This window comes from Xanthomonas hortorum (assembly GCF_024339125.1).
In the GTDB taxonomy this organism is placed as follows: Bacteria; Pseudomonadota; Gammaproteobacteria; order Xanthomonadales; family Xanthomonadaceae; genus Xanthomonas; species Xanthomonas hortorum.
In genome coordinates, this window is the sequence record NZ_CP101417.1 from 121320 (window position 1) to 144623 (window position 23304).

18 protein-coding genes and 1 other RNA gene are annotated in these 23304 nt (G+C 63.1%); 3 read left to right on the plus strand and 16 right to left on the minus strand.

Going from position 1 to position 23304, the window contains the following annotated elements:
* Complete coding sequence (locus NMB96_RS00515; protein WP_115040863.1) at positions 1-720, plus strand: peptidoglycan DD-metalloendopeptidase family protein; 720 nt, start codon at positions 1-3, stop codon at positions 718-720.
* A gap of 64 nt (positions 721-784) precedes the next feature.
* On the opposite strand, the gene NMB96_RS00520 is transcribed toward NMB96_RS00515, so the two are convergent.
* Positions 785-861, minus strand: a non-coding RNA gene (locus tag NMB96_RS00520) — sX9 sRNA.
* 60 nt (positions 862-921) lie between these two features.
* Positions 922-1683 (minus strand): SDR family NAD(P)-dependent oxidoreductase, encoded by a 762-nt coding sequence (locus NMB96_RS00525; RefSeq protein WP_255085911.1) that lies wholly within the window; start codon positions 1681-1683, stop codon positions 922-924.
* Between the two features lie 158 nt (positions 1684-1841).
* Here NMB96_RS00525 and NMB96_RS00530 point away from each other — a divergent pair, with 158 nt between their 5' ends.
* Positions 1842-2819: a LysR family transcriptional regulator gene (locus NMB96_RS00530; RefSeq protein WP_255086911.1), complete on the plus strand. Its 978-nt coding sequence runs from the start codon at positions 1842-1844 to the stop codon at positions 2817-2819.
* A gap of 139 nt (positions 2820-2958) precedes the next feature.
* Here the strand turns inward: NMB96_RS00530 and fhuE are convergent, their stop codons facing one another.
* Positions 2959-5148, minus strand: a complete 2190-nt coding sequence (gene fhuE, locus NMB96_RS00535; RefSeq protein ID WP_023902594.1) for a ferric-rhodotorulic acid/ferric-coprogen receptor FhuE — start codon at positions 5146-5148, stop codon at positions 2959-2961.
* 484 nt (positions 5149-5632) lie between these two features.
* Here fhuE and NMB96_RS00540 point away from each other — a divergent pair, with 484 nt between their 5' ends.
* Positions 5633-6691 (plus strand): alpha/beta fold hydrolase, encoded by a 1059-nt coding sequence (locus tag NMB96_RS00540; protein WP_425520901.1) that lies wholly within the window; start codon positions 5633-5635, stop codon positions 6689-6691.
* Positions 6692-6798: 107 nt separating this feature from the next.
* Here the strand turns inward: NMB96_RS00540 and tkt are convergent, their stop codons facing one another.
* The 13 genes from tkt to NMB96_RS00605 all read right to left on the minus strand — a co-directional run bounded on the left by tkt (position 6799) and on the right by NMB96_RS00605 (position 23295).
* Positions 6799-8799 (minus strand): transketolase, encoded by a 2001-nt coding sequence (tkt, locus tag NMB96_RS00545; RefSeq protein WP_115040865.1) that lies wholly within the window; start codon positions 8797-8799, stop codon positions 6799-6801.
* Positions 8800-9062: 263 nt separating this feature from the next.
* On the minus strand, positions 9063-10343 hold the full coding sequence (locus tag NMB96_RS00550; protein WP_183086670.1) for a dicarboxylate/amino acid:cation symporter: 1281 nt from the start codon (positions 10341-10343) through the stop codon (positions 9063-9065).
* Between the two features lie 815 nt (positions 10344-11158).
* A complete protein-coding gene (locus NMB96_RS00555; RefSeq protein WP_183086669.1) occupies positions 11159-12916 on the minus strand; it encodes a BatD family protein in 1758 nt (585 codons plus the stop codon).
* Complete coding sequence (locus NMB96_RS00560) at positions 12913-14751, minus strand: tetratricopeptide repeat protein (RefSeq protein WP_023902589.1); 1839 nt, start codon at positions 14749-14751, stop codon at positions 12913-12915. The genes NMB96_RS00555 and NMB96_RS00560 overlap by 4 nt, the downstream gene beginning before the upstream one ends.
* Positions 14748-15755 carry a vWA domain-containing protein gene (locus tag NMB96_RS00565; RefSeq protein ID WP_183086668.1) on the minus strand — a complete coding sequence of 336 codons (1008 nt, stop codon included), beginning with the start codon at positions 15753-15755 and terminating at the stop codon, positions 14748-14750. The genes NMB96_RS00560 and NMB96_RS00565 overlap by 4 nt, the downstream gene beginning before the upstream one ends.
* Positions 15752-16213, minus strand: coding sequence for a DUF4381 domain-containing protein (locus NMB96_RS00570; protein ID WP_023902586.1), 462 nt, complete (start codon positions 16211-16213; stop codon positions 15752-15754). The genes NMB96_RS00565 and NMB96_RS00570 overlap by 4 nt, the downstream gene beginning before the upstream one ends.
* A gap of 2 nt (positions 16214-16215) precedes the next feature.
* The gene (locus NMB96_RS00575; RefSeq protein WP_183086667.1) at positions 16216-17178 is read right to left on the minus strand and encodes a DUF58 domain-containing protein; all 963 of its coding nucleotides are present in this window, start codon (positions 17176-17178) and stop codon (positions 16216-16218) included.
* Positions 17179-17200: 22 nt separating this feature from the next.
* Positions 17201-18220 carry an AAA family ATPase gene (locus NMB96_RS00580; protein ID WP_023902584.1) on the minus strand — a complete coding sequence of 340 codons (1020 nt, stop codon included), beginning with the start codon at positions 18218-18220 and terminating at the stop codon, positions 17201-17203.
* Between the two features lie 160 nt (positions 18221-18380).
* Positions 18381-20258, minus strand: a complete 1878-nt coding sequence (locus NMB96_RS00585) for a type IV pilus secretin PilQ (protein WP_043888922.1) — start codon at positions 20256-20258, stop codon at positions 18381-18383.
* A 19-nt stretch (positions 20259-20277) separates the two neighbouring features.
* Positions 20278-20811 (minus strand): pilus assembly protein PilP, encoded by a 534-nt coding sequence (locus NMB96_RS00590; protein WP_023902582.1) that lies wholly within the window; start codon positions 20809-20811, stop codon positions 20278-20280.
* The gene (locus tag NMB96_RS00595) at positions 20808-21473 is read right to left on the minus strand and encodes a type IV pilus inner membrane component PilO (RefSeq protein WP_006451354.1); all 666 of its coding nucleotides are present in this window, start codon (positions 21471-21473) and stop codon (positions 20808-20810) included. Before NMB96_RS00595 ends, NMB96_RS00590 begins: the two co-directional genes overlap by 4 nt.
* Positions 21470-22237: a PilN domain-containing protein gene (locus NMB96_RS00600; RefSeq protein ID WP_023902581.1), complete on the minus strand. Its 768-nt coding sequence runs from the start codon at positions 22235-22237 to the stop codon at positions 21470-21472. Before NMB96_RS00600 ends, NMB96_RS00595 begins: the two co-directional genes overlap by 4 nt.
* Positions 22237-23295, minus strand: coding sequence for a pilus assembly protein PilM (locus NMB96_RS00605; RefSeq protein WP_043888921.1), 1059 nt, complete (start codon positions 23293-23295; stop codon positions 22237-22239). The genes NMB96_RS00600 and NMB96_RS00605 overlap by 1 nt, the downstream gene beginning before the upstream one ends.
* Between the last annotated feature and the right edge of the window lie 9 nt (positions 23296-23304).

The window sequence follows — 23304 nt, forward strand, 5'->3', positions numbered from 1 at the left end:
ATGAAACTGCTGATGATGCTGGTGGTAGGTGTGCTGCTGGGTGCAGCCGGCTATTGGTGGCTGGAACGTGAGGCGCCGCAGGCGACAGTAGAGCCAGCGCCCACTGCTGCACCCGTGGCAACACAGCACGACGCGGCGCATACCAAACTGGCAGCATCTGCTGCTCCGGCACTCGCGCCGCCGCCATCGGTTGCCACTGCGCCGGCAACCGCTGCGGCGCCAGTCAATACGCCTGCGGCGGCAACGCCCGTGCCACCAGCTGACACCGCAATTTCAGGTCCTGGCTTGTTGATTCCGGTACAAGGCATCAGCAGCAGCCAGCTGCAGGACACCTTCACCGACGCACGTAGCGAAGGCCGCGTGCACGATGCCATCGACATCCTCGCACCCACCGGAACAGCGGTCCTCGCAGTGGCAGACGGCACGGTCGAGAAACTCTTCAACAGCGAACGCGGCGGCCTGACGCTGTATCAGTTCGACCCGAGTGGCACGTATTGCTACTACTACGCGCATCTGGAGCGCTACGCCGATGATCTGGCGGAAAAACAGCCGATCAAACGTGGTCAGATCATTGGCTATGTAGGCAGCACCGGTAACGCAGATCCTGCGGCACCGCATCTGCATTTCGAGATCCATCGCCTCGGGCCGGAAAAAGAATGGTGGAAGGGCGAAGTCGTGAATCCGTATCCCGTCTTGCATGGCGATCAGACACTGCAGTGATGCACTGACACTGTGGCGTACACAAAAGCCTGCGCGTCATGCGCAGGCCTTTGTATTTAAGAGCGGCTAACAAAACGTAGCGAGCGGTCGTCAGGTGGGTGCGGGCGGCGCGCTCAGAACCGGAGTGTACGAGCGGTACATGAGGATTCCGAGCACCGACCGCGCCCGCCTGGCGGCTGCGCAGTAGGCTTGTTAGCCACTCTAAATCAACATCCCACCAGCCACCTCGATGCGCTGCGCATTGATCCAACCGGTGCCCGGCGCCAGCAATGCAGCCACCACCGGCCCGATATCGTCCGGCAGCCCAGGGCGGCCTAATGCAGTGACCGAGGAAACCATCGCGTTGACCTGCGCGTTGTCACGCACGCTGCCGCCATTGAAGTCGGTTTCGATCGCACCCGGTGCCAGCGTATTGGCACGGATGCCGCGCGCGCCCAGCTCTTTGGCCAGATAGCGGGTGAATACTTCCACCCCGCCCTTCATCATCGCGTAGGCCGACGAACCCGGCAGTGCAAAACGTGCAAGGCCGCTGGACACGTTGAGGATGCGTCCGCCATCGGCAATCAGCGGCAACAACGTCTGGGTCAGAAAATACGGGCCTTTGAGATGGATGTTGAACAGCGCATCGAATTGCGCAGGCGTGGTCTCGGCAATGGACGCGTGCAAACCGGTGCCGGCGTTGTTGACCAATGCGTCGAAGTGGGTGCGATCCCAACTGGTCAACACTTCCTTCAGTTGAGCGGCAAATGCAGCGAAGCCCTCGACATTGGCAACATCCAGCTGCAAGGCATGCGCGCGACGCCCCAGCGTCTGGATATCTGCGACGACTGCAGCAGCCTCGCCTGCTTCGCTGCGATAGGTCAGCACAATGTCGCTGCCGTCGGCAGCGAGCGCGAGCGCGGCGTTACGGCCCAGGCCGCGGCTGCCGCCGGTGATCAACGTGATGGGGGTGGTGTTCGACATGCTGTACTCCGGGGCGAGGGATGATGCCGAGAGCGACCGCACGCCTGTAAGGACGTCGGGCGCGTCGGTGCTTGGCATGGGTGTCTGCCAGTGATGTTGTAGCGCGCGTTTGCGCGCCAGCCTGCGACGGTATGGGTATCGCGTCGTTGCAAAGATTATTGCGCTTGCCGCGCCGCATAAATCAGCTCAGGCTGATTGCACCGTTCAAAAGTATCGACCAATCGATGGACACCATGGAGTCGTTGCGCGCATTCCTGCGTGTGGCCGAGCTCGGCAGTTTCACTCGCGCCGCCGAGATGTTGGGCCTGCCCAAGGCCAGCGTCTCCACTGCCGTGCAACGGCTTGAAGCGTCGCTCGGCACCCAGCTGTTGCATCGCACTACACGCCGCGTGCAACTCACTGGCGACGGCACCGCGTTCTATCAGCGCGGCCGCGATTTGCTCGATGACATGGACGAGTTGCAAGGCATGTTTCAGCGCGACCGTAGCCAGTTGCGAGGGCGCTTGCGGGTGGACATGTCGTCCGGCATTGCGCGCAATTTCGTGATTCCCGCCTTGCCGGTATTTTTGGCACTGCATCCACAACTGGAAGTGGAGATCAGCGGCACCGACCGCCGCGTGGATGTGGTGCGCGAAGGCTTCGATTGCGTGTTGCGCGTGGGCACGCTCGAAGACACCAACCTGGTCGCGCGACCGCTCGGCGCGTTTCGCATCATCAACTGCGCCAGTGCGGATTACCTGACGCGGCGTGGCACACCGCGCTGTCTGGACGATCTGGCGCAGCACGATCTGGTGCATTACGTCACGACGCTGGGCCAGCGGTCGCCCGGCTTCGAGTACCACGACGGGCAGACCTATCAACTGCTGCCGATGCGTGGCCCGGTGACGGTCAACAACGGCGATGCCTATCTTGCTGCCGCATTGGCGGGCCTGGGCATCATCCAGGCACCAGCCAGCCCGTTGCGCCCACACCTGGACAGCGGCGCCTTGATCGAGGTGCTGGCCGCCATCGCGCCCGAACCGATGCCGGTCACGCTGCTCTACGCGCAGCGTCGCCACCTGCCGCAACGCGTGCGCGCGTTCATGGATTGGGTGGCAGAAGTGATGGCGCCGCATCTTGAGGCGGTGTTGCGGTAAGCCCGCGCGCCACCAGATCGCTGTTGTCTTCATTGAAAAAAACACCCGATCTCAAAAAAACAGGCACCTTTTGCAAGGTGCCGGTGAGGTACAGCAGTAACATCGTCGGGCGATTCAGCAGTCCCGGCCGTGTACTCGATCAAAACGTGTAGTTGAAGGTCAGCATGCCATTACGCGATGCGCCCCATGCGCCGTAACCGGAGTTGATCTGCGAGTAATAGCGCTTGTCGAACAGATTATCCACGTTCAACTGCACCGAGAACTGCGGCGATAGCCGATAGCGTGCGAACGCACTGACCAGTGCATAGGCGTCCTGCTCCACTGTGCCGTAGGTCGCATCGACGTAATAGATGCGGTTCTGCCAATTGATGCCGCCACCAACGGTCAGGTCGCTCCATGCGCCCTGCGGGGTATAGCTGTTGAACAGCTTGATGGAGGTTCGCGGAAGGTGCTTGTTGATTGAGGTGTCATTAGCATCGCGCGCAGTGTAGTGCGAGGCACCGAAGGTGGTGTTCCAGCCTTCTGCAAGACGGCCAGACACTTCGAAGTCGAAGCCCTCGCTGATGGTGCCACGTGCAGCGATATACGCCTGCTCGCCATTGGGCAGCAGGATGTTGGTGGGCTGTGCAACGTTGTCTTGCTCAATGCGGAAAATAGCCAGCGATGCGTTCAACCGGTCATCGAACCAGGCTGCCTTGACGCCAGCCTCGTAGCTCTTGCCGTCGATCGGATCCAGGAACGTGTTGTTGAGACTACGCAGGCTCTGCGGCTGAAAGATCTCGGTGTAGCTGACGTAGGTGGACCAAGTGTCGTCAATGTCGTAGATCAGACCGGCATAAGGCACCGTGACCTTGTGCGAACGATTGGCGCCTTCGCCTTCGCTTTGCCAGTCCGTATAGCGCGCACCGGCAATCAAGGTCAGCGGATCGGCAAGCGACAGACGCACTGCCGCGTAGCCAGCCTTCTGGGTGATGGTGCCGCCGCTTGGGAAGACGTCTGCGGTGCTCCAATCGGGCTGCGCATAATTGCCGTTCCAGGCGCGATAGTCGGGAATGGTTTCGTACACAAGCGGATCAAACGAAGCGACCGGGAAATTTGACCGGCCAATATTTAGGTATTCGCGACGGTTGTAGCTCAGGCCGCCCATGAACTGGTGTTCGCGTCCGAACGCCTGGAACGGGCCGTCCACATAGGTGTCGGCACCGTCGACCTTGCGCTTGGTTTCGTAGTGGCCGGAATACGGTATTACGCCACCGCCGGTTTGACGGTCGAAGCCATAGATCGTGTAGAACGGATAGAACAGCGTGTTATTCGCTGTGGTCTCTTCGTGGCTCACGTTGGCCTTGAAGTTCCAGCCATTCTCGAATGCATGCTCCAGACTGGCGAATGCACGCTCCATGCGTGTGTCCCAATAGGTCCAGTCAGTCGCCGGATTGAACGAAATTGGGAAGTTGGTACGCGTGCCATCGCTATAAACCAGCGGGAAGCCGCCCCAGGTGACATCGTCCGATTCCTTTTTCTGGTACTCGTAGCCCACGCTCAGCAAGGTGCTGTCGGTGAGGTCGGCATCGATGATCGCCGAGCCAATCTTCTTGCGCATGCTGTAGCGGTCCATATCCGACTCCCCGTCCTGATACACGCCGATCACGCGCGCGCGCACGTTGCCGCTGGGCGTCAGCGGCACGGTGACATCGACCACGTTGCGGGTCTTGTTGAAATCGCCACCACCCACCAACACCGTGCCGGTGAAGTCGCGGCTGAGCGCATGCTTGCGCACCAAGTTGATCGAGGCCGACGGATTGCCCGAGCCAGTCAGCAAGCCGGTTGCGCCGCGCACCACCTCGACGCGGTCGTACAGTGCCACGTCCAGAGAAGAATCGCCGTAGCTCCAGGCCTGATCCATGTAGGCCGGAATACCGTCGAACTGGTAATTGTCGATATAGAACCCGCGTGCGAAGAACTCCACGCGCTCGCTGTCGCTGGGCGCCGATGACACGCCGGTGACGTTGTTGAGCACGTCGGTGATGCTCTGCAGGTTCTGGTCGTCCATGCGGTCACGGGTGATCACGGTGACCGACTGCGGAATCTCGCGCAGCGACAGATTCATGCGCGTGCCGGCGGTGGTCTTCTCCACCGTATAGCCCTTGGCCTGCTCGCCCTGCACAATCATCCGGTCCAGCGTGGTGACCTCGGCATCGGCGGCGGCAACGGGCGCTTCGGCCAGGGCCTGGCCGGCGGCCAGCGTGCACAGCGCAGCGAACAGCGCGCGCGGCAGGGCATGGCGACGCGCGCCCATGGAAACATGACGCAACTCGGTACTACGGATCATCGGGAACTCCAACGCAGACGGAATCAGACCACGCGCTGCGAAGACGCCGCGCCGGCAACAAGGGGGAGGAAGCGGTGTGCCGTACCAGCGGCAGCGCGCTATTTTAATGGGAATGATTCACATTTTAAATAGCTCGATTGACATATTTTTAGCAATTGCTTGACATAAGCGAGCGCTAGCGATCACTTCGATTGCGAGCTCGACAGTCGAATCAGGCTGACCGGTCTTGGCTCGAAAACGCATGAGGCAAGTCGGCCGAAAGCAGTGAAAAGCCAGTCGCCTGCACGCCGGCTATCGCACCAGATACCGGGCCCGACGCGACGTCCCGCACCTGCCCGCATCTGCATCCACAGATCGTGCCTCTGATGAAACCCATTGCAGTCGAGCTTGCGCAAACACCACACTCGCAGCGGGTACCGCACGGACAGGCGGCTGACGAAACGATGGATGGCACTGCACCGGGGATCACATGAAGAAATGCTGGATGGCTGTCGCTCTATTGCTGCTGTGCACGCCGGGAGTGAGCACTGCAGAGTCAGATAAAACCTCACTGAATGAGGCTTGCCTCGTACCCGGCAACGCCGTGCACGAGGCAGGTCTTGTCCAGATCGGGGGCATCCAGCAATGGGTCACGATCGAAGGCCAGGACTGCCGCAATCCGGTGGTGCTGATCGTGCATGGCGGTCCAGGCAACCCCAACACGCCGTTCGCAAAACATCTGTTCGGCAGCTGGACGCGCGAATTCACCATCGTGCAGTGGGACCAGCGCGGATCGGGCAAGACCTACGCGGCGAACGCGCCTGCAGACGGCGAGACGCTGACCATGCAGCGCCTGACCCAGGACGGTAGCGCGGTCGCGCGCTATGCCACGCAACGGCTGGGCAAATCCAAGCTCATCCTGATGGGTGGATCGTGGGGCTCGGCACTGTCCGTCAACATCGCCAAGGCAAATCCCAACCTGTTCCACGCCTATGTGGGCACCGCACAGCTGGTCAATTATCAGGACGATATGGCGGCCAGTTACACCAAGACGCTGAGCCTGGCCCGCACAGCCAGCGATGCAGACGCCATCGGTAAACTGGAGAAGATCGGCCCGCCGCCATGGACCAACCCGCGCAACTTCGGAGTCCTGAGACGCCTGACGCGCAAGTACGAAGCCCTGAGCACCGACCCGGCACCGGAAGACTGGTTCACCTTCGCAGCGGAATACGACACGCCCGACTACCGTGCAGCCTACGAGGCCGGGGAAGACTATTCCTTCCTGCAGTTCGTCGGGCTGGCGGGCGATGGCATGGGCCCGCAGATCGACCTGCGCACACTCGGGCCGCAGTTCGCCATGCCGGTCTACCTGATCCAGGGCGAACAGGATCTGGTCACCCCAGCCCAGATCAGCAAAGCCTATTTCGATGGTCTTTCTGCCCCGACTAAAGAGTTCCTACTGCTGCCACGGACGGGGCACGATCCCAACCCGCCGATGATGGACGCACAGTTGAAGGTGCTGGCCAGGATCCGCGCCTCGGCGCTGGCCAACGACGCGCACTGAAGCACGCCACGCTTCCGTTGAACGATGACGCACCCGCGCATCGCTCACGAGATTCAACAAAAAAGCCGGCTTTCGCCGGCTTTTTCTTTAACGCAACACGCCAGGTCTTACAGCGCCTTGGCTGCCGCCACCACATGCTCGGCAGTGATCTTGAAGTACGCATACAGCTGATCCGCCGGCGCCGAGGCACCGAAGGTGTCGATGCCGACCACATCGCCATCCAGGCCCACGTACTTGCGCCAGAAGCCGGTCACGCCCGCTTCCACCGCAACGCGCTTGCGCACCGCGTTCGGCAACACCGACTCGCGATAGGCCGCATCCTGGCGATCGAACACATCGGTGGACGGCATCGACACCACGCGTGTCTTCAGGCCGGCCGCATCCAGGGTCTGCTTGGCCTCCACCGCCAGACCGACTTCCGAACCGGTCGCGATCAGGATCACGTCCGGCACGCCGCCTTCGGCATCGGCCAGCACGTAGCCACCGCGTTCGATCAGCTTGATCTGCGCGTCGCTGCGCGGCTGGTGCTGCAGGTTCTGGCGACTGAACACCAGGCAGCTCGGGCCGTCCTTGCGGGTGATCGCAGCCTTCCAGCTCACCGCCGATTCCACCGCATCGCCCGGGCGCCACACATCGTTGTTGGGGATGTAGCGCAGCGAGGCCAGGTGCTCCACCGGCTGATGGGTCGGGCCGTCTTCGCCCAGGCCGATCGAGTCGTGCGTGTACACGTGGATGGCATGCGCCGGATTCAACGCACTCATGCGCACGCCGTTGCGCGCGTAGTCGCTGAACACCAAGAAGGTGGCGTCGAACGGAATAAAGCCGCCATGCAGCGCCAGGCCGTTGGCAATGGCGGTCATGCCGAACTCGCGCACGCCGTAGTACACGTAGTTGGCATCCGGGTCGTCGGTGGCCACCGACTTGCTGGCCTTCCACAAGGTCAGGTTGGAATGCGCCAGATCGGCCGAACCGCCGATCAGTTCCGGCAACAGCGGGGCGAACGCTTCGATCGCCAGCTGCGAGGCCTTGCGCGAGGCGATGGTCTGGCCGTCCTGCTGCGCCTTGGCGATGTAGGCATCGGCCTGGGCGATGAAGTCGGCCGGCAACTCGGCGTGCGAGCGACGGGTCAGTTCGGCAGCTTCGGCCGCGTATTGCTTGCCGTACTTGTCGAACAACTGCTCCCACTCGGCCTGACGCAGCGTGCCGGTGCCGCCTGCGCGCCAGCCGGCGTAGATCTCTTCGGGAATTTCGAACGGGCCGTACGGCCACTCCAGCGCCTTGCGCGCACCTTCCAGTTCTTCCTTGCCCAGCGGCGCGCCGTGCGAGGATTCCTTGCCGGCCTTGCTGGGCGCACCGAAGCCGATCTTGGTGCGGCAGCAGATCAGCGTCGGCTTGTCGGTGTTCTCCAGCGCGGCTTCGATGGCGGCCTTGATCTTCTCGGCATCGTGCCCGTCCACATCACGGATCACGTGCCAGCCATAGGCCTCGAAACGCGCCGGAGTGTTGTCGCTGAACCAGCCATCGGTGTTGCCGTCGATGGAGATGTGGTTGTTGTCCCAGAACGCGACCAGCTTGCCCAGGCCCCAGGTACCAGCCAGCGAGGCGGCTTCATGCGAGATGCCTTCCATCATGCAGCCATCGCCCATGAACACCCAGGTGCGGTGGTCGACGATTTCCAGCTCCGGGCGGTTGTAGCGCTGCGCCAGCAACTTCTCGGCCAGCGCGAACCCGACCGCATTGGCAAAACCCTGCCCGAGCGGACCGGTGGTGGTCTCGATCCCGGGGGTCTCGCTGCGCTCGGGGTGGCCGGCGGTCTTGCTGTGCAGCTGACGGAACTGCTTGAGCTGTTCGATCGGCAGGTCGTAGCCGGACAGGTGCAGCAATGCGTATTGCAGCATCGACCCGTGGCCGTTGGACAGCACGAAGCGGTCGCGGTTGAACCACTGCGGGTTGTTCGGGTTGTGCCGGAAGAAATCGTTCCACAGCACTTCGGCGATATCGGCCATGCCCATCGGCATGCCGGGATGGCCGGATTTGGCGGCTTCGACCGCATCTGCGGCAAGAAAACGGATGGCGTTGGCCAGCTGGCGGCGGGTGGGCTGGGTCATGGGCGTCTATGGAAGCGGAGGGGAACACCGCTGGAAGCGGAGCCGCTTATTCTCCCACAGAGCGCGTTAGGGAGCCGGGATTGGGGAGGCGGGATTCGGGATTGGTGAAGCGAGAGCCGGAGCCGGAGCCTCTGCAGCCTCGTCCGCAGTGCAACAGTGCAGCAGGCGGCGCAGACGCTGCCACGACACCGCAAGACCTGACCTGGCACCTGCCGGTCGCAACAGCCCGCTCCAACGAATCCCCAATCCCGACTCCCGAATCCCTACTCCTCGCCCTTCGCCACCAACGTCGTCAACGCCAGATCGCCGGTCACATTCAACGCCGTGCGGCACATATCCAGGAAGTGATTGACGCCCAGGATCATGCCGATGCCGACCGGGTTGACCCCGACCATCGCGCAGATCAGCGCCACCACCGGCAGCGAGCCCGACGGCACACCCGCGGTGCCGATGCCACCCAGGATGCAGACCAGCATCACCATGAACTGCTGGCCGATACTCAGGTCCACATTGAAGAACTGCGCCAGGAAGATCACCGTCACGCCTTCGAACAGCGCGGTGCCGTTCTGGTTGGCGGTGGCGCCCACCGTCAGCACAAAGCGCGACACGCGTGGCGGCAGGCCCATTTCGTCGGCCACGCGCAACGCGGTCGGCAAGGTCGCATTACTGGACGCAGTGGAGAACGCCATCATCGTGGCCTCCTGGGTCTGCTTGAAGAAGCCGATCGGCGAACGCCCGGCGAACTTCACTGCCAGCCCGTAGCTGACCACCATGTGCAGGCCCAGCGCCAACACCACCACGCCCACGTAGGCGCCCAGGCGGATCAACAGATCGAAGCCGAACAGCGCAGCCAGATTGAACATGAAACAGGCCACCGCATACGGCGCCAGGCGAATCACCAAGCCGATCAAGGTCATCGAGATTTCGAAGATGCCCTCGATGCCGCGCTTGAGCGTGGCGACTTTTTCATCCGCGGTCAGCACCATGCCCACGCCGAACATCACCGCAAAAAACATCAGCGACAAAATCGCGCCATTGCTGGACGCCGCAGCGATCACATTGCTGGGCACGATCGACAACAGCATGTCCATGCCCTGCGGCTGGGTGCCGGAGCTGGAAATGATCTCGCGGGTGCGCTCGGCGTTTTCCTGGATCAACTGGTTGGCCAGCTGTGGATCCACGCCAGCCCCAGGCTTGAGCACATTCACCAATACCAGGCCGAGCAACACCGCCACACCGGACAGCACGACGGTGTAGCCCAAGGTGCGCCAACCCACACGCCCCAGCGCGCGGATGTCGCCCATTTCGGAAATGCCCATCACCAATGCCGAGAACAGCAGCGGCACGATCAGCATGAAGATCAGATTGAGAAAAATCTGCGAGAACGGGGTGGTGACGTACCTGGTCACCGTGCGCACCCAGTCGGCATCGCTGCCGGCAAGGTAGTAGACGGCCAACCCCAACACCAGGCCGACGGCGAAACCAATGCCCATCTTCCAATGCAGGGGCAGGCCCGGGCGGCGTGCGGCTGGGGATGCAGTCATCTGGTCGGGCCTTGATCTGTACACAAAGGCCGGAGCTTAACAAACGCCATCGATGCGGCCACCTACCCGGCGTGCCGCTACCCGCCTGCCCGAGGGTAGGTGTCCCTCTCGACGTCAGGTGATGCAGGCGTTGGCGCGGGAGCGGGCGAGAGTCCTGCAACCGTCTGCTGCCCTAATCGATCTGCAATTGGCGCATCCACATCATCTAATCAGCTTGAAGTGGCAAAGATTTCGAGTCTTGCCATTGCTAGATGCAGCCAAAAGCCTGGTTGGTCGAGGGCACGGTGCCTTATAGCTTTAGATCAAAAGCCTGGTTGGTCGATTGCGCGGTGCCCTCGCCGCTCGCGGGACACGCCGTGAATCCGTCCCTGGAGGCTCGGTGGCGGCATCCATGCCGCCACACGGTCCCGCAATCGGCGAGGACACCGCACCAGAAAGTTGGTCGGTGACTGGATGAAAGCAAGCCTGTTGATCGCGTTGTGTTGGAAAGTTGGCAGGATGCGCCGTTATCGGAAAACGCACGCTATGCATTGCTTGGACCACACACACCGAACATCTCGACGGGTCCTTGCCCGCTCACCGTCGTGGGACCTTACGCGGCATGGATGCCGCGTAAGAGCCTACATGGACGTACTTGCGGCGTGTCCCGCGATGGTGGGCGGGCAAGGGCCCCTGCAGCCAAGCCGCAGCCCCAGCGCTCTGCTTTCACCAACACAGTCAGCAACCCACGTGTAACCGAAATCAACGCGCCACAGCAATACACGGCTTTGCAACTATCCAGAACCTGCCAACCGCTGCCGATACAGCGCAGCCGATCAACGCGCCGGCGGATACAGCGGCGCCAATACCTCCGGTTCCGCAGCCGTTGCATGGCGCCAACGCGGGCCTTTGGAAAACGCCTCGCGCAACGCTGTACGCGCGGCGGCCACATCACCATCGCCGCCCCAGCGCGCGCGCTGCATCTGCGCCACTGCTGCGCGCTGGGCCCGATCACTCAACGCGGCCAGCACACTGTCGATGTCGGCAACACCGGCCATGCCGCAGAGTACCGCCGCCACATCGTCCATCCCGCCGGTATCGAGCGCGCGCCGCAATTCGGCCACGCCATGTGTCGCACGCCGGCCAGAGGCAGGCGTATCTCTGCCATTGGCCACCAGCGCACTGCGCACACCACCGCGACGCCGCAGCAAGGCCCACGCAAGCGTGGCAATCCATAACAGTGCAAAACCGATTGCCGCGCCGATCCAGCCCCACGGCTGCTGTGCAGCGGCGGGTTGCTGCAGGCTGAGCGTGCTAGCCACTGGGGCCGGCACAGCGTTGTCAGGCGATGGGCTCGCCACCGGCGCGGGCGCGGGCGCCGCAAATGCGCCACTGCCCGCAGCCACATCCAACGTGAGATCCGGCACTGATGCAGTCTTGGCCGCCGCTGCGCCCACATCCCACCACGCCACCTGCAAACCCGGCACCACCAGTGGACCGGCGCGGTTGGGCACGATCGAATAGCGCCGGGTCAGCCGCAGCTGCGGCGAACCGTCCACGAAGCGTTCCTCATACTGCGCCGGCTCGGCAAACACCTGCGCGTCGGGCACGCTAGGAGTAGGCAATTCCGGAAACTGCGCCTGGGTGGCGCCGCGTGCGCTGGCTTCCACCACGATCTGCGCCGCTTCACCAGCAGTCGCACGTTGCGGCGTGGTGGTGTAACGCAGTTGCAGACTGCGCAGCGGCAACCACGGCTGCGGCGCGTTGGCCGGCTGCGCACGCACCTGCAGCGGAATGCTGGCGCTGCGCGCGGTCAGCTCGCCATTACCGCGACCGAAATAATCATCGAAAAAACCACCGACCGAACGCCCATTGAAACGCGCCGACGGCAACAGCAAGCGCCCACTGCGCTCGGGCACCAGCAAGTAGCGCCGCTCCACCACGTTGTATTGACGATTGTTGACCAGCTTGACCGAACTGACGTCATCGCCAATACGCTGCAGCGATGCGCCATCGGGCGCTTCCAGATCCAGCTCGCCGGAGGCCAGCTGCGTAGCGAAGTACAAACGCACCACCACGCCCACGCTTTGCTGCACGTAGGGCTGCGGGTCGTCCACCTGCGTTTCGACGAAGGCGTCTTCATTGCCCTGGGCCGCACTCGGCCCGACTGGCGCGCTGCCACCAGCGCTGCCGGTGCTGCCGGTGCCCGCATTGTTTGCCGCCCCAACCACCTGCAACCGCAGCGGCTCGGTGCGCTCGTTGCCGACACGTATCGCCGGCACGATCAGCTCGCCGCTCTTGCGCGGCGTCAACACCACGCCGAACAACGCACGCACCGTGACCGATCCGTTGGTCACCTGCATCTGTTGATTGGCGCTCTTGGCACCCAGTGCGAAATCGTTGCGCAACGGCGTGTAATCCGGATCGACGCCGCGTTGATCGGTTTCGATATTCAACATCACCACGTCGCCGGCATTGGCACTGTCGCGGTCCAGCCAGGCGCGCGTCACCGCACCGACGGGTGCGGAAGCGAGCATCGCGATGCTGGCCAGCATCGCGATCGCCGCGCGGCGTAAGTGGTGTGTGCCGATCATCGTCCGTCCCGTTGCCTGCGTTCGTGTTCCAGCCTGAATTTGGTGCGCAGCAAGCTGCCCGGATCGTCCGGAACGCGCCGCAACCAGGCGTCCACCGCCTGGCGTTGCTCGCGCTGTTCCGGCGTCTCGCTGACGGCTGCGGCTTCCTGCTTGCCATTTGCATCGGCGCTCTTGTCGCCGGCCTGCGCCATCGCCTGCCGCATCTTTTGCCGCTGCGCGGCATCGGCCTGCTGCTGCGCCTGCGCATCGGCCGATTGCGGCGGCGCGTCCTGCTTGCTCTGCTCGCCTTGCCCATTCTTGGATTGCTGGTCTTGCGACTTTCCATCCTGCGGCGTCTGCGCCGGAGAGGGCTGATCCTTGCTGTCCTGTTTGCCTTGGGCGCCCTGCCTATCCTGCCCGTCCTGGCCAGCGTTTTGGTTGTCTTGTTTGTTCTGCCCGGACTGATTTTGGCCGGGCTTGTTCTGACCGGATTGCTTCTGGTCTTTGGACTGGCCCTTGCCGTCCTTGTTGTTCTGCTGTTGACGCTTGCGCGCCGCATCCACCGCCGCACGATTGGCGATGGCGTCCTGCTGGTCGGGGTGTTGCTTCAGCGCACGGTCGTACGCCGCAATCGCTTCGTCGTACTGCCCCTGCCGGGCCAGCGCGTTGCCAAGGTTGTACAGGCCCTCATCGGTGGGCACACCTTCAAACGCTTTCTGTGCCGCAGCGAAATCGCCTTTGCGATACGCCTGCACGCCTGCATCCAGACGTTGTTGTTGCACCTGATCGGCGCGTTGCCACAACGTACTCTCTGCTGCGTGCGCGGGCCGAGCCAACGGCAACACACACACCAACGCGAGTACCGCCACAACCGCACGACGGCGGAACGCCAGCAGCGCCAACAGCATCACCGGCAGCAGCAGCCAGTAGCCTTCGTCCAGCCAGGTCTTGCCGCCATTGGACTCGGCCGCTTCATCGGCCAAGGGCTGCTGCGTAGGATCGAGCACCCCCAGCGCACGCAAATCCGAATCATCCGCTGCAATGCGCGCATACCGCCCACCGCCCTGCCCGGCCAGATCGCGCAGGCTGGCTTCGTCCAGTTTCGCCTGTGCGATTTCGCCGGTACTTGTGCGATAGGCAGCGCCGCGCTCGCTACCCACACCGAGCGCAGATACGCTGAATCCACGCGAATGCGCCAGCCGTGCAGAACTGCCGGCCCCACGATCCGCACTATCGCTGACCAACAGAATGTCGCCTTGTTTGAAGCCCGCCTGCACCAGCAACTGCGTGGCCGCATCGATCGCCGCATCGGCGCGCTTGCCATCCACCGGCATCACCGATGGCGACAACGCGTCCAGAAACAACGCCACATTGGCCGTGTCTTCAGTGAGCGGTGCAACGGTGAAGGTTTCGCCTGCATAGACCAGCAGCGCGACTTCGCCACCGGCGCGCTTGCGCAACAGCGTGGCCAGTTTCGCGCGCGCCTGCAGCAAGCGCGATGGCGGCAAATCGTTGGCATTGATGCTGGAGGACAGATCCAGCGCCACCACCAGCGGCATGCTGGAGTGATACACCGGCCGCTCGACCTGCCGCCAACTCGGCCCGGTCATTGCCACCACCGCAAGCGCATACGTCAACGCAGCCAGCACGAAGCCGAGCCATCCGCGCTGACCACCGGAGACCAGTAACTTGGGCAACAGATGCGCATCCACACTGTGCCGCCATACCTCCGCATCGCGTCGGCGCAGGTGCCAGAGCAGCGCGGCCGGCACGATGGCCAGCAGCGCCCATAGCAAGGTCGGGCGCAGCAGATGCAACGACTGCAATGCCGCTGTCAGCTCGGTCAGCGCGTTCATCGCCATCTCCGCGGCAGCACGTAGGCAAGCAGCGCAATCACGATGGCAGCACCCAACGGCCAGTAATAGCGCTCCACGCGCGGTTGCACCGATGGCCCCATTGCCTTCACCGGTTCCAGCCGATCCAGTTCGGCATAGATGCCGGCCAGTTCCTCGGTGTCGCGTGCGCGGAAGAAGCGCCCGCCGGTCTGTTCGGCGATCTTGCGCAACCCGGCTTCATCGATATCGTCATTGCCACCGGCCGGAATCGGCACGCCGAACAACGAGTAACCACCGCTGCCACCGAAGGCGATGGTGTGCACGCGCACGCCTTCGGCCTTGGCAAGTTCGGCGGCTTTCAGCGGATTGAGCACGCCAGCGGTGTTGACGCCATCGGTGAGCAGCACCACCACGCGTTGCCCCTGCTTCTGCTCGCGCAGCCGCTTGACCGACAATGCAATCGCATCGCCGATCGCGGTTTCGCGCCCGGCCAAGCCCACCACGCTGTCGGCTAGCTGGTCGCGCACGGAGGTCAGATCCGCGGTCAATGGCGTCAGCGCATAGGCGCGTTGGCCAAATACCAACAAGCCGACGCGATCGCCTTCGCGGCGATCCAGAAAGTCCGACAATACCGCCTTGGCAGCAGTCAGGCGATCGACCACGCTGCCGCCAAGCACCATATCCGGCTCGCTCATGCTGCCGGACAGATCCACCGCCAGCATCATCTGTCGCGCCTCGCGCGGCGGCTGGATCACCTCGCCCAGTTGTTGCGGACGCGCAAGCGCCGCACACAACAAGAACCAGCCAAGCCATGCCAACCAGCGCGGCATCCGCAATGCCGGTACACGTTGCGCCTGTGCAACCGCCTGCAATTGATCGGCGTAGGGCACGCGCAGCGCAGCCGCATCGGCACGCCGTTGCGGCCAGAACCACATCAGTAACGGCAGCGGCATCAACCACCATGCCCACGGCCACGCGCAGTGCGCGAGCGCGTCCTGCCATTGCGACCACTGCAGCCAGTTCATCGCTGGCCCCGCATCAGACTCAGAAAACGCTGTCGCGCCAGTGCCTGCACGGCATCCAGATCTGCAACCGCTGGCGCGCGTTGAAATCCGCCATCCAGCACCGCGCGGCCCGGCCCTTGCGAAAACGCATGGGTCTTGCTTTTGCGGCCATCCAGAAACTGCAACCACGCCTCGCCCTGCAACCGATCGGCCTGCGCATCGACGCTGCGCGCCGCACGCCGCAATAACACCGACAGCGTCGCCAAGCGCTGCGCGGGAGTTGTCGTGTTCTGCAGTTCGGCATCAAATGCCGCCAACCATCGGCGCTGCTGCCGACGACGACGACGCCACCAGAACCATGCGGCACCGAACACCAGCACCACTGCAGCGAGTACCAACCACCACCCCATCGCCAACGGCCACCACGACGGCGACGGCGGCAGATGGACATCGCGTAGCGGGAGCGATTGCGGTGCCATCGTCATCGACCCCGCACGGCGTTACTGCCGCCCAACCAGGCATCGCTGGCATCGTCGGTGGACAGGCGATGCAAGCGCACACCGCGTGCCTGCAATATCGACGTCAGTTGTTCCAGCGGCGCGACGAATTCGGCCTTCCAGCGCGCGCGTCCGGCCTGCGTGGAGAGATCGATCGCAATGCGCTCGCCACGCACATCGAAGGTGAGTGCGCGTGCAGGTGGTGCCAGTTCCAACGGGTCGACCAGCACGATCACCACGACTTCGTGATGCAATGCCAAGCCCGACCAGCGCGCCTCGGAGATCTTGCTGGCGCTACGTGCATCGGCCAACACGGTCAGCCGCGCACCGGGGCGCAGCAAGCGTGCAGCATGATCCAACGCAACATCCAGCCCGGCATCGCCCGACGGCGGCTGCGCATACCAGCGCGCCAATGCGTCCAGTACCGGCAGCACGCCGCGCTGGCCCGAACGCGGCGCGATCGGTGCTTCACTGCCAGTGCCACGCAGTGCGGCAATGCGGTCGCCCTGCCGCTGCGCCAACCACGCTGCTACGGCCCCCGCGCGCGCCGCCTGCACCGATTTGTAGCGCACCCGCGTGCCGAAAAAGAGCGATGGCGCGGTGTCGGCCACAATCAGACTCAAGCGTTCGCGCTCGGCCTGGAAGAGTTTGGTATGCGCTCGCCCGGTGCGTGCGGTGACGCGCCAGTCAATATGCCGCGCATCGTCGCCGGCGACATACTCGCGCGATTCGGCGTATTCCATCCCACGCCCGCGCGTTGCCGCCGGCACCGGCCCCACCAAGCCATGCCGGCCACGGCCTGGCTGACCGCGATGGGTCACGGTGCCGCGCAGCGCGATCAACTCGGCAAGCGTTGGGCGCAGACCATCGCCGGCGACGGACGACGGAACAATTGCAGGGGGCGAGGACGGCATCGAAGACATCGGATTCTGGCGAGAGGGCGGCATACCTCAGCGACACGCTACCCGATCAGGGCAGCGGAATCTTTTCCAGCAAAGCGGCGACCAGGCGTTCGCCATCCCAGCCTTCGGCGGTGGCTTCGTAGCTAGGCAGCACGCGGTGACGCAGCACGTCCGGCGCAATCGCACGGATATCGTCTGGCGTCACGTAGTCGCGCCCCGCCAGCCATGCACGCGCACGCGCGCAACGCTCCAGCGCGATCGAACCGCGTGGGCTCGCGCCCCAGGCAATCCGCCGCGCCAATGCCGGGTCGTAGCGCTGCGCATCGCGCGACGCGAGCACGATCTCGATCAGATAGCGCTCAAGCTGCGGCGCCAGATGCACATCCAGCACCACACGTCGCGCAGCGAAGACGTCTTCCAGCGGAATCTTGTCGGGCACCGTCTCGTGCTTTTCCAGCGTATCGCGTGCGGCTTCGCGCGCCAGACGCAGAATCTCCGCCTCGGCATCCGCCTGCGGGTAGCCGATACGCACATGCATCAGGAAGCGATCCAGCTGCGCCTCGGGCAGCGGGAACGTGCCCTCCTGCTCGATCGGATTCTGCGTTGCCATCACCAGAAACAGCTGCGGCAACGCATAGGTGTGCCGACCCACAGTGACCTGGCGCTCGCCCATCGCCTCGAGAAGCGCCGACTGCACCTTGGCCGGCGCACGGTTGATCTCGTCGGCCAGCAGAATCGGATGGAAGATCGGCCCCGGCATGAACTCGAAACGGCTGTCCTGCGGGCGCCAGATCTCGGTGCCGGTCAGATCGGAAGGCAACAAGTCCGGGGTGAACTGGACCCGCGCGAAATCCGCTTCCAGCCGCGAGGCCAGCGCCCGGATTGCAGTGGTCTTGGCCAACCCGGGCGCGCCTTCGACAAGCAAATGACCATCGGCCAGCAAGGCGATCAGCAGCCGTTCGACCAGCGCAGACTGGCCCACGATGCGCTGCGTCAGCGACTCGCGCAGCAAGGTGAATTGACGATGCAGCCGGTCCTCGGTGGGCGCGGCGGCGGCTTCTGGGGGTAGCAGCGGCGGTGCGTTCATAGGCTCAGTGTGACCGATTCGAGCGCGATTGGTTCAATGAGGGGCATCAGGAAGTTCAGCCAATGCCCGAGTTTGTACCAGCCTGCGCAGCGGGGCAAAGAAAAAGCCAGGCACATGACATGCCTGACTTTTTTGTACGTGGCATTGGCTACGCGTAATATCAGCGCACCGCTGACGCCACACGTAGCACCTTCGGTGTGATGAAGATCAGCAGTTCGGCTTTGCTTTTGCTACGACCGCGGCTCTTGAAGAGATTGCCGAGAAAGGGCACGTCACCCAAAAAAGGAACCTTGTTCACGCTGGAACGGTCGGTGAACTCGTAGACGCCACCAATCACAACAGTTTGGCCGTCATCCACCAGTACAGCAGTGTTGATCTCGCGACGATTGATCGACGGAACCGTACCGTAGTTTGGAAGTTCAATTAATTGATCAACCTCGTCTTTCTTGACATTCATGTTAAGAAAGACGCGATTGTCGTTGGTGATGGTAGGCGTTACCTTCAGCTCCAGAAGCACCTCTTTGAACTGGACGTTAGGCGTTGCTACCTGACCTGCAGTGCCACCTGTAACCGTGACATAACCAATTTCGCGACCTTGCTTGATGACACCTTCGCGTTGATTGGATGTGACAATTCGAGGATTCGAGATGACTTCGCCACGTCCCTCTTGTTGCAAGGCGGACAATTCAAGGTCCAGATTGAAGTTCGAGCCGAGTAGCGTGTAAGCAAGGCTAGGGGCATTGGCTCCGCTTGTGAAAGCGCCCGTTGGCAAATTGACGTTCAGACCACGTCCTGCAGAAGCCCCACCACCGCTGACATTACTGCCAACAGTTGCAACATTATCGCCGTAAGTATGCGTGCCACCTAGTCCGAATCTGGCGCCCAAGTCACGTGCAAACGTATCGGTGGCAATGACGATACGGCCCTCGATCAGCACCTGATCCACCGGGCGATCAATGTGCGAAATCAGCTCGCGCATCTGCGCGACCTTCTTCGGTACATCGCTGATCATCAAGGTGTTGGTACGTTCGTCGGCAACCAGACGACCGCGCGGCGACAGGAAGCCGTTGTCCTGCTGGCCTTGTCCACCACCACCCTGCCCACCACTACCGCCACCAATCCCCTTGGCCTCCGTCAGCGCCTTAAAGATCAACGACGCATTGTGGTAATTGATCTGCACATAATCGGTGATTAGTTCTTCGCGATTCTCGATCGCAATGCGGGCGTCTTCTTTGTCCTGCTCGAACTTGGCCAGCTCCGGCTGCGGGGCGACCCACACCACGCCGCCGTCGCGGCGCTTGTCCAGGCCCTTGGCCCGCAGCACGATATCCAGCGCCTGGTCCCACGGCACGTTCATCAGGCGCAGCGTGACATTGCCCTGCACCGTGTCGGAGGCGACGATATTGAGGTTGGATTCCTCGGCGATCAGCTGCAGCACGGTGCGCACCGGCACGTCCTGGAAGTTGAACGTCACCGGGCGGCCGCTGTAGCCGCGCGCAGCGATCTGCGCTGCTGCCTGGGTGACCGCTGCGGGACTCACGCCACCAACCGCCGGCTGGCCTTTGCGCGGGGTGATCTCGACCACGTATTCGTTGCCGGTCTGATAGGCCAGCGAATCGAACGCACCCTTGGTCGACAGCACCAGCTGCGAACCGGAACCGGACGGCTTCACTTCGACGCGCTGCACCGGCGTTGCGAAGTCGGTGACGTTGAGCGGGCGCTGCAGTTCGGCAGGCAACCGGGCGTTGCTGATGTCGACCAGCACGCTGTCGCCCTGCGTGCGCAGATCCGGGCTGGCGCCCTGGCCGTCGAACTGCAGGATCAGGCGGCCAGAACCATCCTCGCCACGTTTGAAATCGATCTTGGACACCGCCAGGCTCGCCGGAGCGACCTTGGCCGGATCCTGCGCAGGCTGCTTCAGCGCCGCCGCTGCGAACGCGCTGCCGCTCGCCACTGCCAGCGCGAACCCCAACGCGCAGGCCTGGAACATCGCATGGCGTCGAACCAGACGCAGCCGCCGGGCATTGGAAAACATCATCGTGCTATCCCCTATCACTTTATTGATCATCCAATGCGAGTGCGGCCGGCCGTTCAAGCCATCCACCCGCACCGTCCGGCACAAGTTCAATCAGCTCGATGCGGTCTTCGTAGACCCCGGTCACCCGGCCATCGCTCTGTCCCAGATACACACCCGGCCGCACCCGGTAAGTCACCTTGTCAGGCGCCATCACCAGCGCGATCAAGCCCGACCCACCGCCAATGGTCCCCACCATGTCGAGAGCGTCGAGCGGATAGGCTTCCAACGGTTCCTTGCGCCGGTTCGGATCCGGACGCGTACCGTTGCTGCCTTCCGCAGTGACCCAGGCATCGCTGAATGGGTCGCGCATCACCTGCGCGGCATATTCGAATGTCTCGAACTGCTGCATCACCGGCAATGGCTCCAACGGCGGCGCCGGACGTGCGCGCACCTCGGCGACCCAGGCTTCCAGATTCGGCGCATCGCCCGGTGTGCTGGTCACACCGCGCGTGCACGCCGGCAATACAGCAGTTAACGCCACGCAGGACAGGATCTTGAGCAGTTTCATGGTCATTGGCCGCCCTTCTTCGCAGCGTCGGCCGCAGCCTTCTCCTGCTCTGCCATTTCCTCATCGTCCAGATAACGATAGGTCTTGACCGTACCGGAAAGTTCCAGCGCCCCGCGCGGGGTGATACCAGCCTTGGGGTCCTTCGGCTTGAGGTTGATGTCGTGCATGGTCAGGATCACCACGCGCGGCAGTGAGGCGACACCGCTGACGAAGGCACCGAACTGGTGGTAACTGCCCACCATGCGCAGCGCGATCGGCTTCTCGGCGTAAAACTCCTTCGGCGATTCCGGACCAGGCTGGAACAGCTCGTTGGACAGGCCGCTGGACAACGCGGTCTGCGAGATGTCGATGATCAGATCCGGCATCTCGGTCTTGCTGGGCAGCTGACGCAGCATCTGCTGCAGCACCTGTTCCATCTGCGCGAGCTGCTGCTTGAGCGGCTCCAGATTCACCGCGCGACCCTGCTGGGTCTCGAACTCGGTGCGCAGCTGCGTTTCGGTGCCTTCCAGGCCTTCGAGTTCATCGCGCTTGCCGCTGATCAACAGGAACCAGGCCAGCACCAGAATGAACAGACCAACCACCACGCAGAACACGATGCGTGCCTGCTGCGGCCAACCGCCGATGTTGTTGAAGTCCAGATCGCTGAGCTTGAAGGATTTCTTGCTCATGACGCTGCCCCCTGCTGCGGCCGATTGGCGGGCGCCGGCGCTGGCTGCGGTGCTGCCGCAGGTGCGCTCGGCGGCGTTGCAGGCGCAGGCGCCGCTGCAGGAGCAGCAGGCGCGGTACCAGTAGGCGTCGCACCCGGCGCGGCCGGATCCACCACCGCGGGCGCGGTGCCGTTCTTGTCGGCCTCGTTCGGATTGGCCAACTTGACCTTGAGCGTGAACACGTACGGCAGCGCCTTGGTTTCCATCGACGATCCCGCAGGTTGCCCGGCCTTGTCCTGGCTCTTGGCCTCGATGATCGATAGATCAGGATTGGTCATCCAGCCCGAGCCTTCCAGGTTGCGCATGTAGGCACTGACGCGCGCATTGGATTGCGAGCGGCCTTCCAGGGTCAGGATGTCGCCGTCCTGCTTGATGTTGGTCAGCGCTACGCCATCTGGAATGGTGCGCACCAGCGAATCGAACAGATGCACCATCTGCGAGCGATTGGCCTGCAGCTCCTCGATGACCTTCTTGCGCGCAAGCAGGCGGTCCTTCTTCTTGTCGAGTTCCTTGATCTCTTCGTTCTGCGCCTTGACCTTGTCGATCTCGGTGGTCAGGAACGCATTACGTTCGGTCTGGCCACTGATCTGCGCGTCGTAATAGAACCAGATCAGTCCGGACAGCAGCACGCCAGCAAGCGCTGCAAAGCCGAGCATCGAATAGAACTCACGCTCACGCGCCTTCCGGCGCTCGGCGCGCCAGGGCAATAGATTGATTCTTGCCATCAGTCAAAGCTCCTCAGGGCCAGGCCGGTGGCAATCATCAATGCAGGCGCATCCAGCGCCAGCGCATGGGCCTGAACCTTCGGGCCGAGCGTCATCTGTGCAAGCGGGTTAGCGACCACGGTGGTCACGCCGAGCTGCTCTTCCACCATCTCCGGCAGGCGCGACAGCGCGGCGCAACCGCCGGCCAGCACGATGCAGTCGACGCGATTGAATTCGCTGCCCGCGTAGAAGAACTGCAACAGGCGGCTGATCTGCTGCACCGTCGCCTCTTTGAACGGCTCCAGCACTTCGACCTCGTAGCTCTCCGGCAACCCGCCCTGACGCTTGGCCAGGCCGGCTTCTTCATAGGTCAGGCCGTAACGGCGCATCACTTCATCGGTGAGCTGCTTGCCGCCAAACACCTGCTCGCGGCTATACAGACTGCGACCGGAACGCAGCACGCTCAGCGTGGTCATGGTCGCGCCGATGTCCACCAGCGCAACCACTGCATCGGCGGCCACCGGTAGCTCGCTGGCGACCAGGGCAAATGCGTTTTCGACCGCAAAGGCCTCCACGTCCATCACCTTGGCAACCAGGCCACCGAGTTCCAGCGCGGACTGGCGCAGTTCCACATTCTCCGAACGCGAGGCAGCCAGCAGCACCTGGACCATGTCCGGGCTGTTGGGCATCGGGCCAAGCACTTCGAAATCGAGATTCACTTCCTCGATCGGGTACGGAATGTAATTGGTGGCCTCGAGTTCGACCTGGGCTTCCATATCGCTGTCGTCCAGATCGGCCGGCATCGGGATCAGCTTGGTGATCACCGCCGACCCGGCCACGGCCGCAGCCGCGTTCCTGGCCTTGCTGCCGGAACGATTGATGGCGCGGCGAATGGCTTCGCCCACCGCCTCCACTTCGACGATGTTCTTTTCCACAACCGCGTTCGGCGGCAACGGTTCCACCGCGTAATGATCCACGCGAAAACGATTCCCGCTACGCGACAGCTGCAAGAGCTTGACCGCAGTGGAACTGATATCGACACCAATCAGTGGCGATTGACTCTTGGGTAGAAGCCCCACGGAAACTCC

Excerpts from the sequence above, each read along its gene's own strand:
- NMB96_RS00515 (WP_115040863.1), top strand. The coding sequence starts at position 1 with ATGAAACTGCTGATGATGCTGGTGGTAGGTGTGCTGCTGGGTGCAGCC.
- NMB96_RS00525 (WP_255085911.1), bottom strand. The coding sequence starts at position 1,683 with ATGTCGAACACCACCCCCATCACGTTGATCACCGGCGGCAGCCGCGGC.
- fhuE (WP_023902594.1), bottom strand. The coding sequence starts at position 5,148 with ATGATCCGTAGTACCGAGTTGCGTCATGTTTCCATGGGCGCGCGTCGC.
- NMB96_RS00540 (WP_425520901.1), top strand. The coding sequence starts at position 5,633 with ATGGCTGTCGCTCTATTGCTGCTGTGCACGCCGGGAGTGAGCACTGCA.
- tkt (WP_115040865.1), bottom strand. The coding sequence starts at position 8,799 with ATGACCCAGCCCACCCGCCGCCAGCTGGCCAACGCCATCCGTTTTCTT.
- NMB96_RS00550 (WP_183086670.1), bottom strand. The coding sequence starts at position 10,343 with ATGACTGCATCCCCAGCCGCACGCCGCCCGGGCCTGCCCCTGCATTGG.
- NMB96_RS00555 (WP_183086669.1), bottom strand. The coding sequence starts at position 12,916 with ATGATCGGCACACACCACTTACGCCGCGCGGCGATCGCGATGCTGGCC.
- NMB96_RS00560 (WP_023902589.1), bottom strand. The coding sequence starts at position 14,751 with ATGAACGCGCTGACCGAGCTGACAGCGGCATTGCAGTCGTTGCATCTG.
- NMB96_RS00565 (WP_183086668.1), bottom strand. The coding sequence starts at position 15,755 with ATGAACTGGCTGCAGTGGTCGCAATGGCAGGACGCGCTCGCGCACTGC.
- NMB96_RS00570 (WP_023902586.1), bottom strand. The coding sequence starts at position 16,213 with ATGGCACCGCAATCGCTCCCGCTACGCGATGTCCATCTGCCGCCGTCG.
- NMB96_RS00575 (WP_183086667.1), bottom strand. The coding sequence starts at position 17,178 with ATGCCGCCCTCTCGCCAGAATCCGATGTCTTCGATGCCGTCCTCGCCC.
- NMB96_RS00580 (WP_023902584.1), bottom strand. The coding sequence starts at position 18,220 with ATGAACGCACCGCCGCTGCTACCCCCAGAAGCCGCCGCCGCGCCCACC.
- NMB96_RS00585 (WP_043888922.1), bottom strand. The coding sequence starts at position 20,258 with ATGATGTTTTCCAATGCCCGGCGGCTGCGTCTGGTTCGACGCCATGCG.
- NMB96_RS00590 (WP_023902582.1), bottom strand. The coding sequence starts at position 20,811 with ATGACCATGAAACTGCTCAAGATCCTGTCCTGCGTGGCGTTAACTGCT.
- NMB96_RS00595 (WP_006451354.1), bottom strand. The coding sequence starts at position 21,473 with ATGAGCAAGAAATCCTTCAAGCTCAGCGATCTGGACTTCAACAACATC.
- NMB96_RS00600 (WP_023902581.1), bottom strand. The coding sequence starts at position 22,237 with ATGGCAAGAATCAATCTATTGCCCTGGCGCGCCGAGCGCCGGAAGGCG.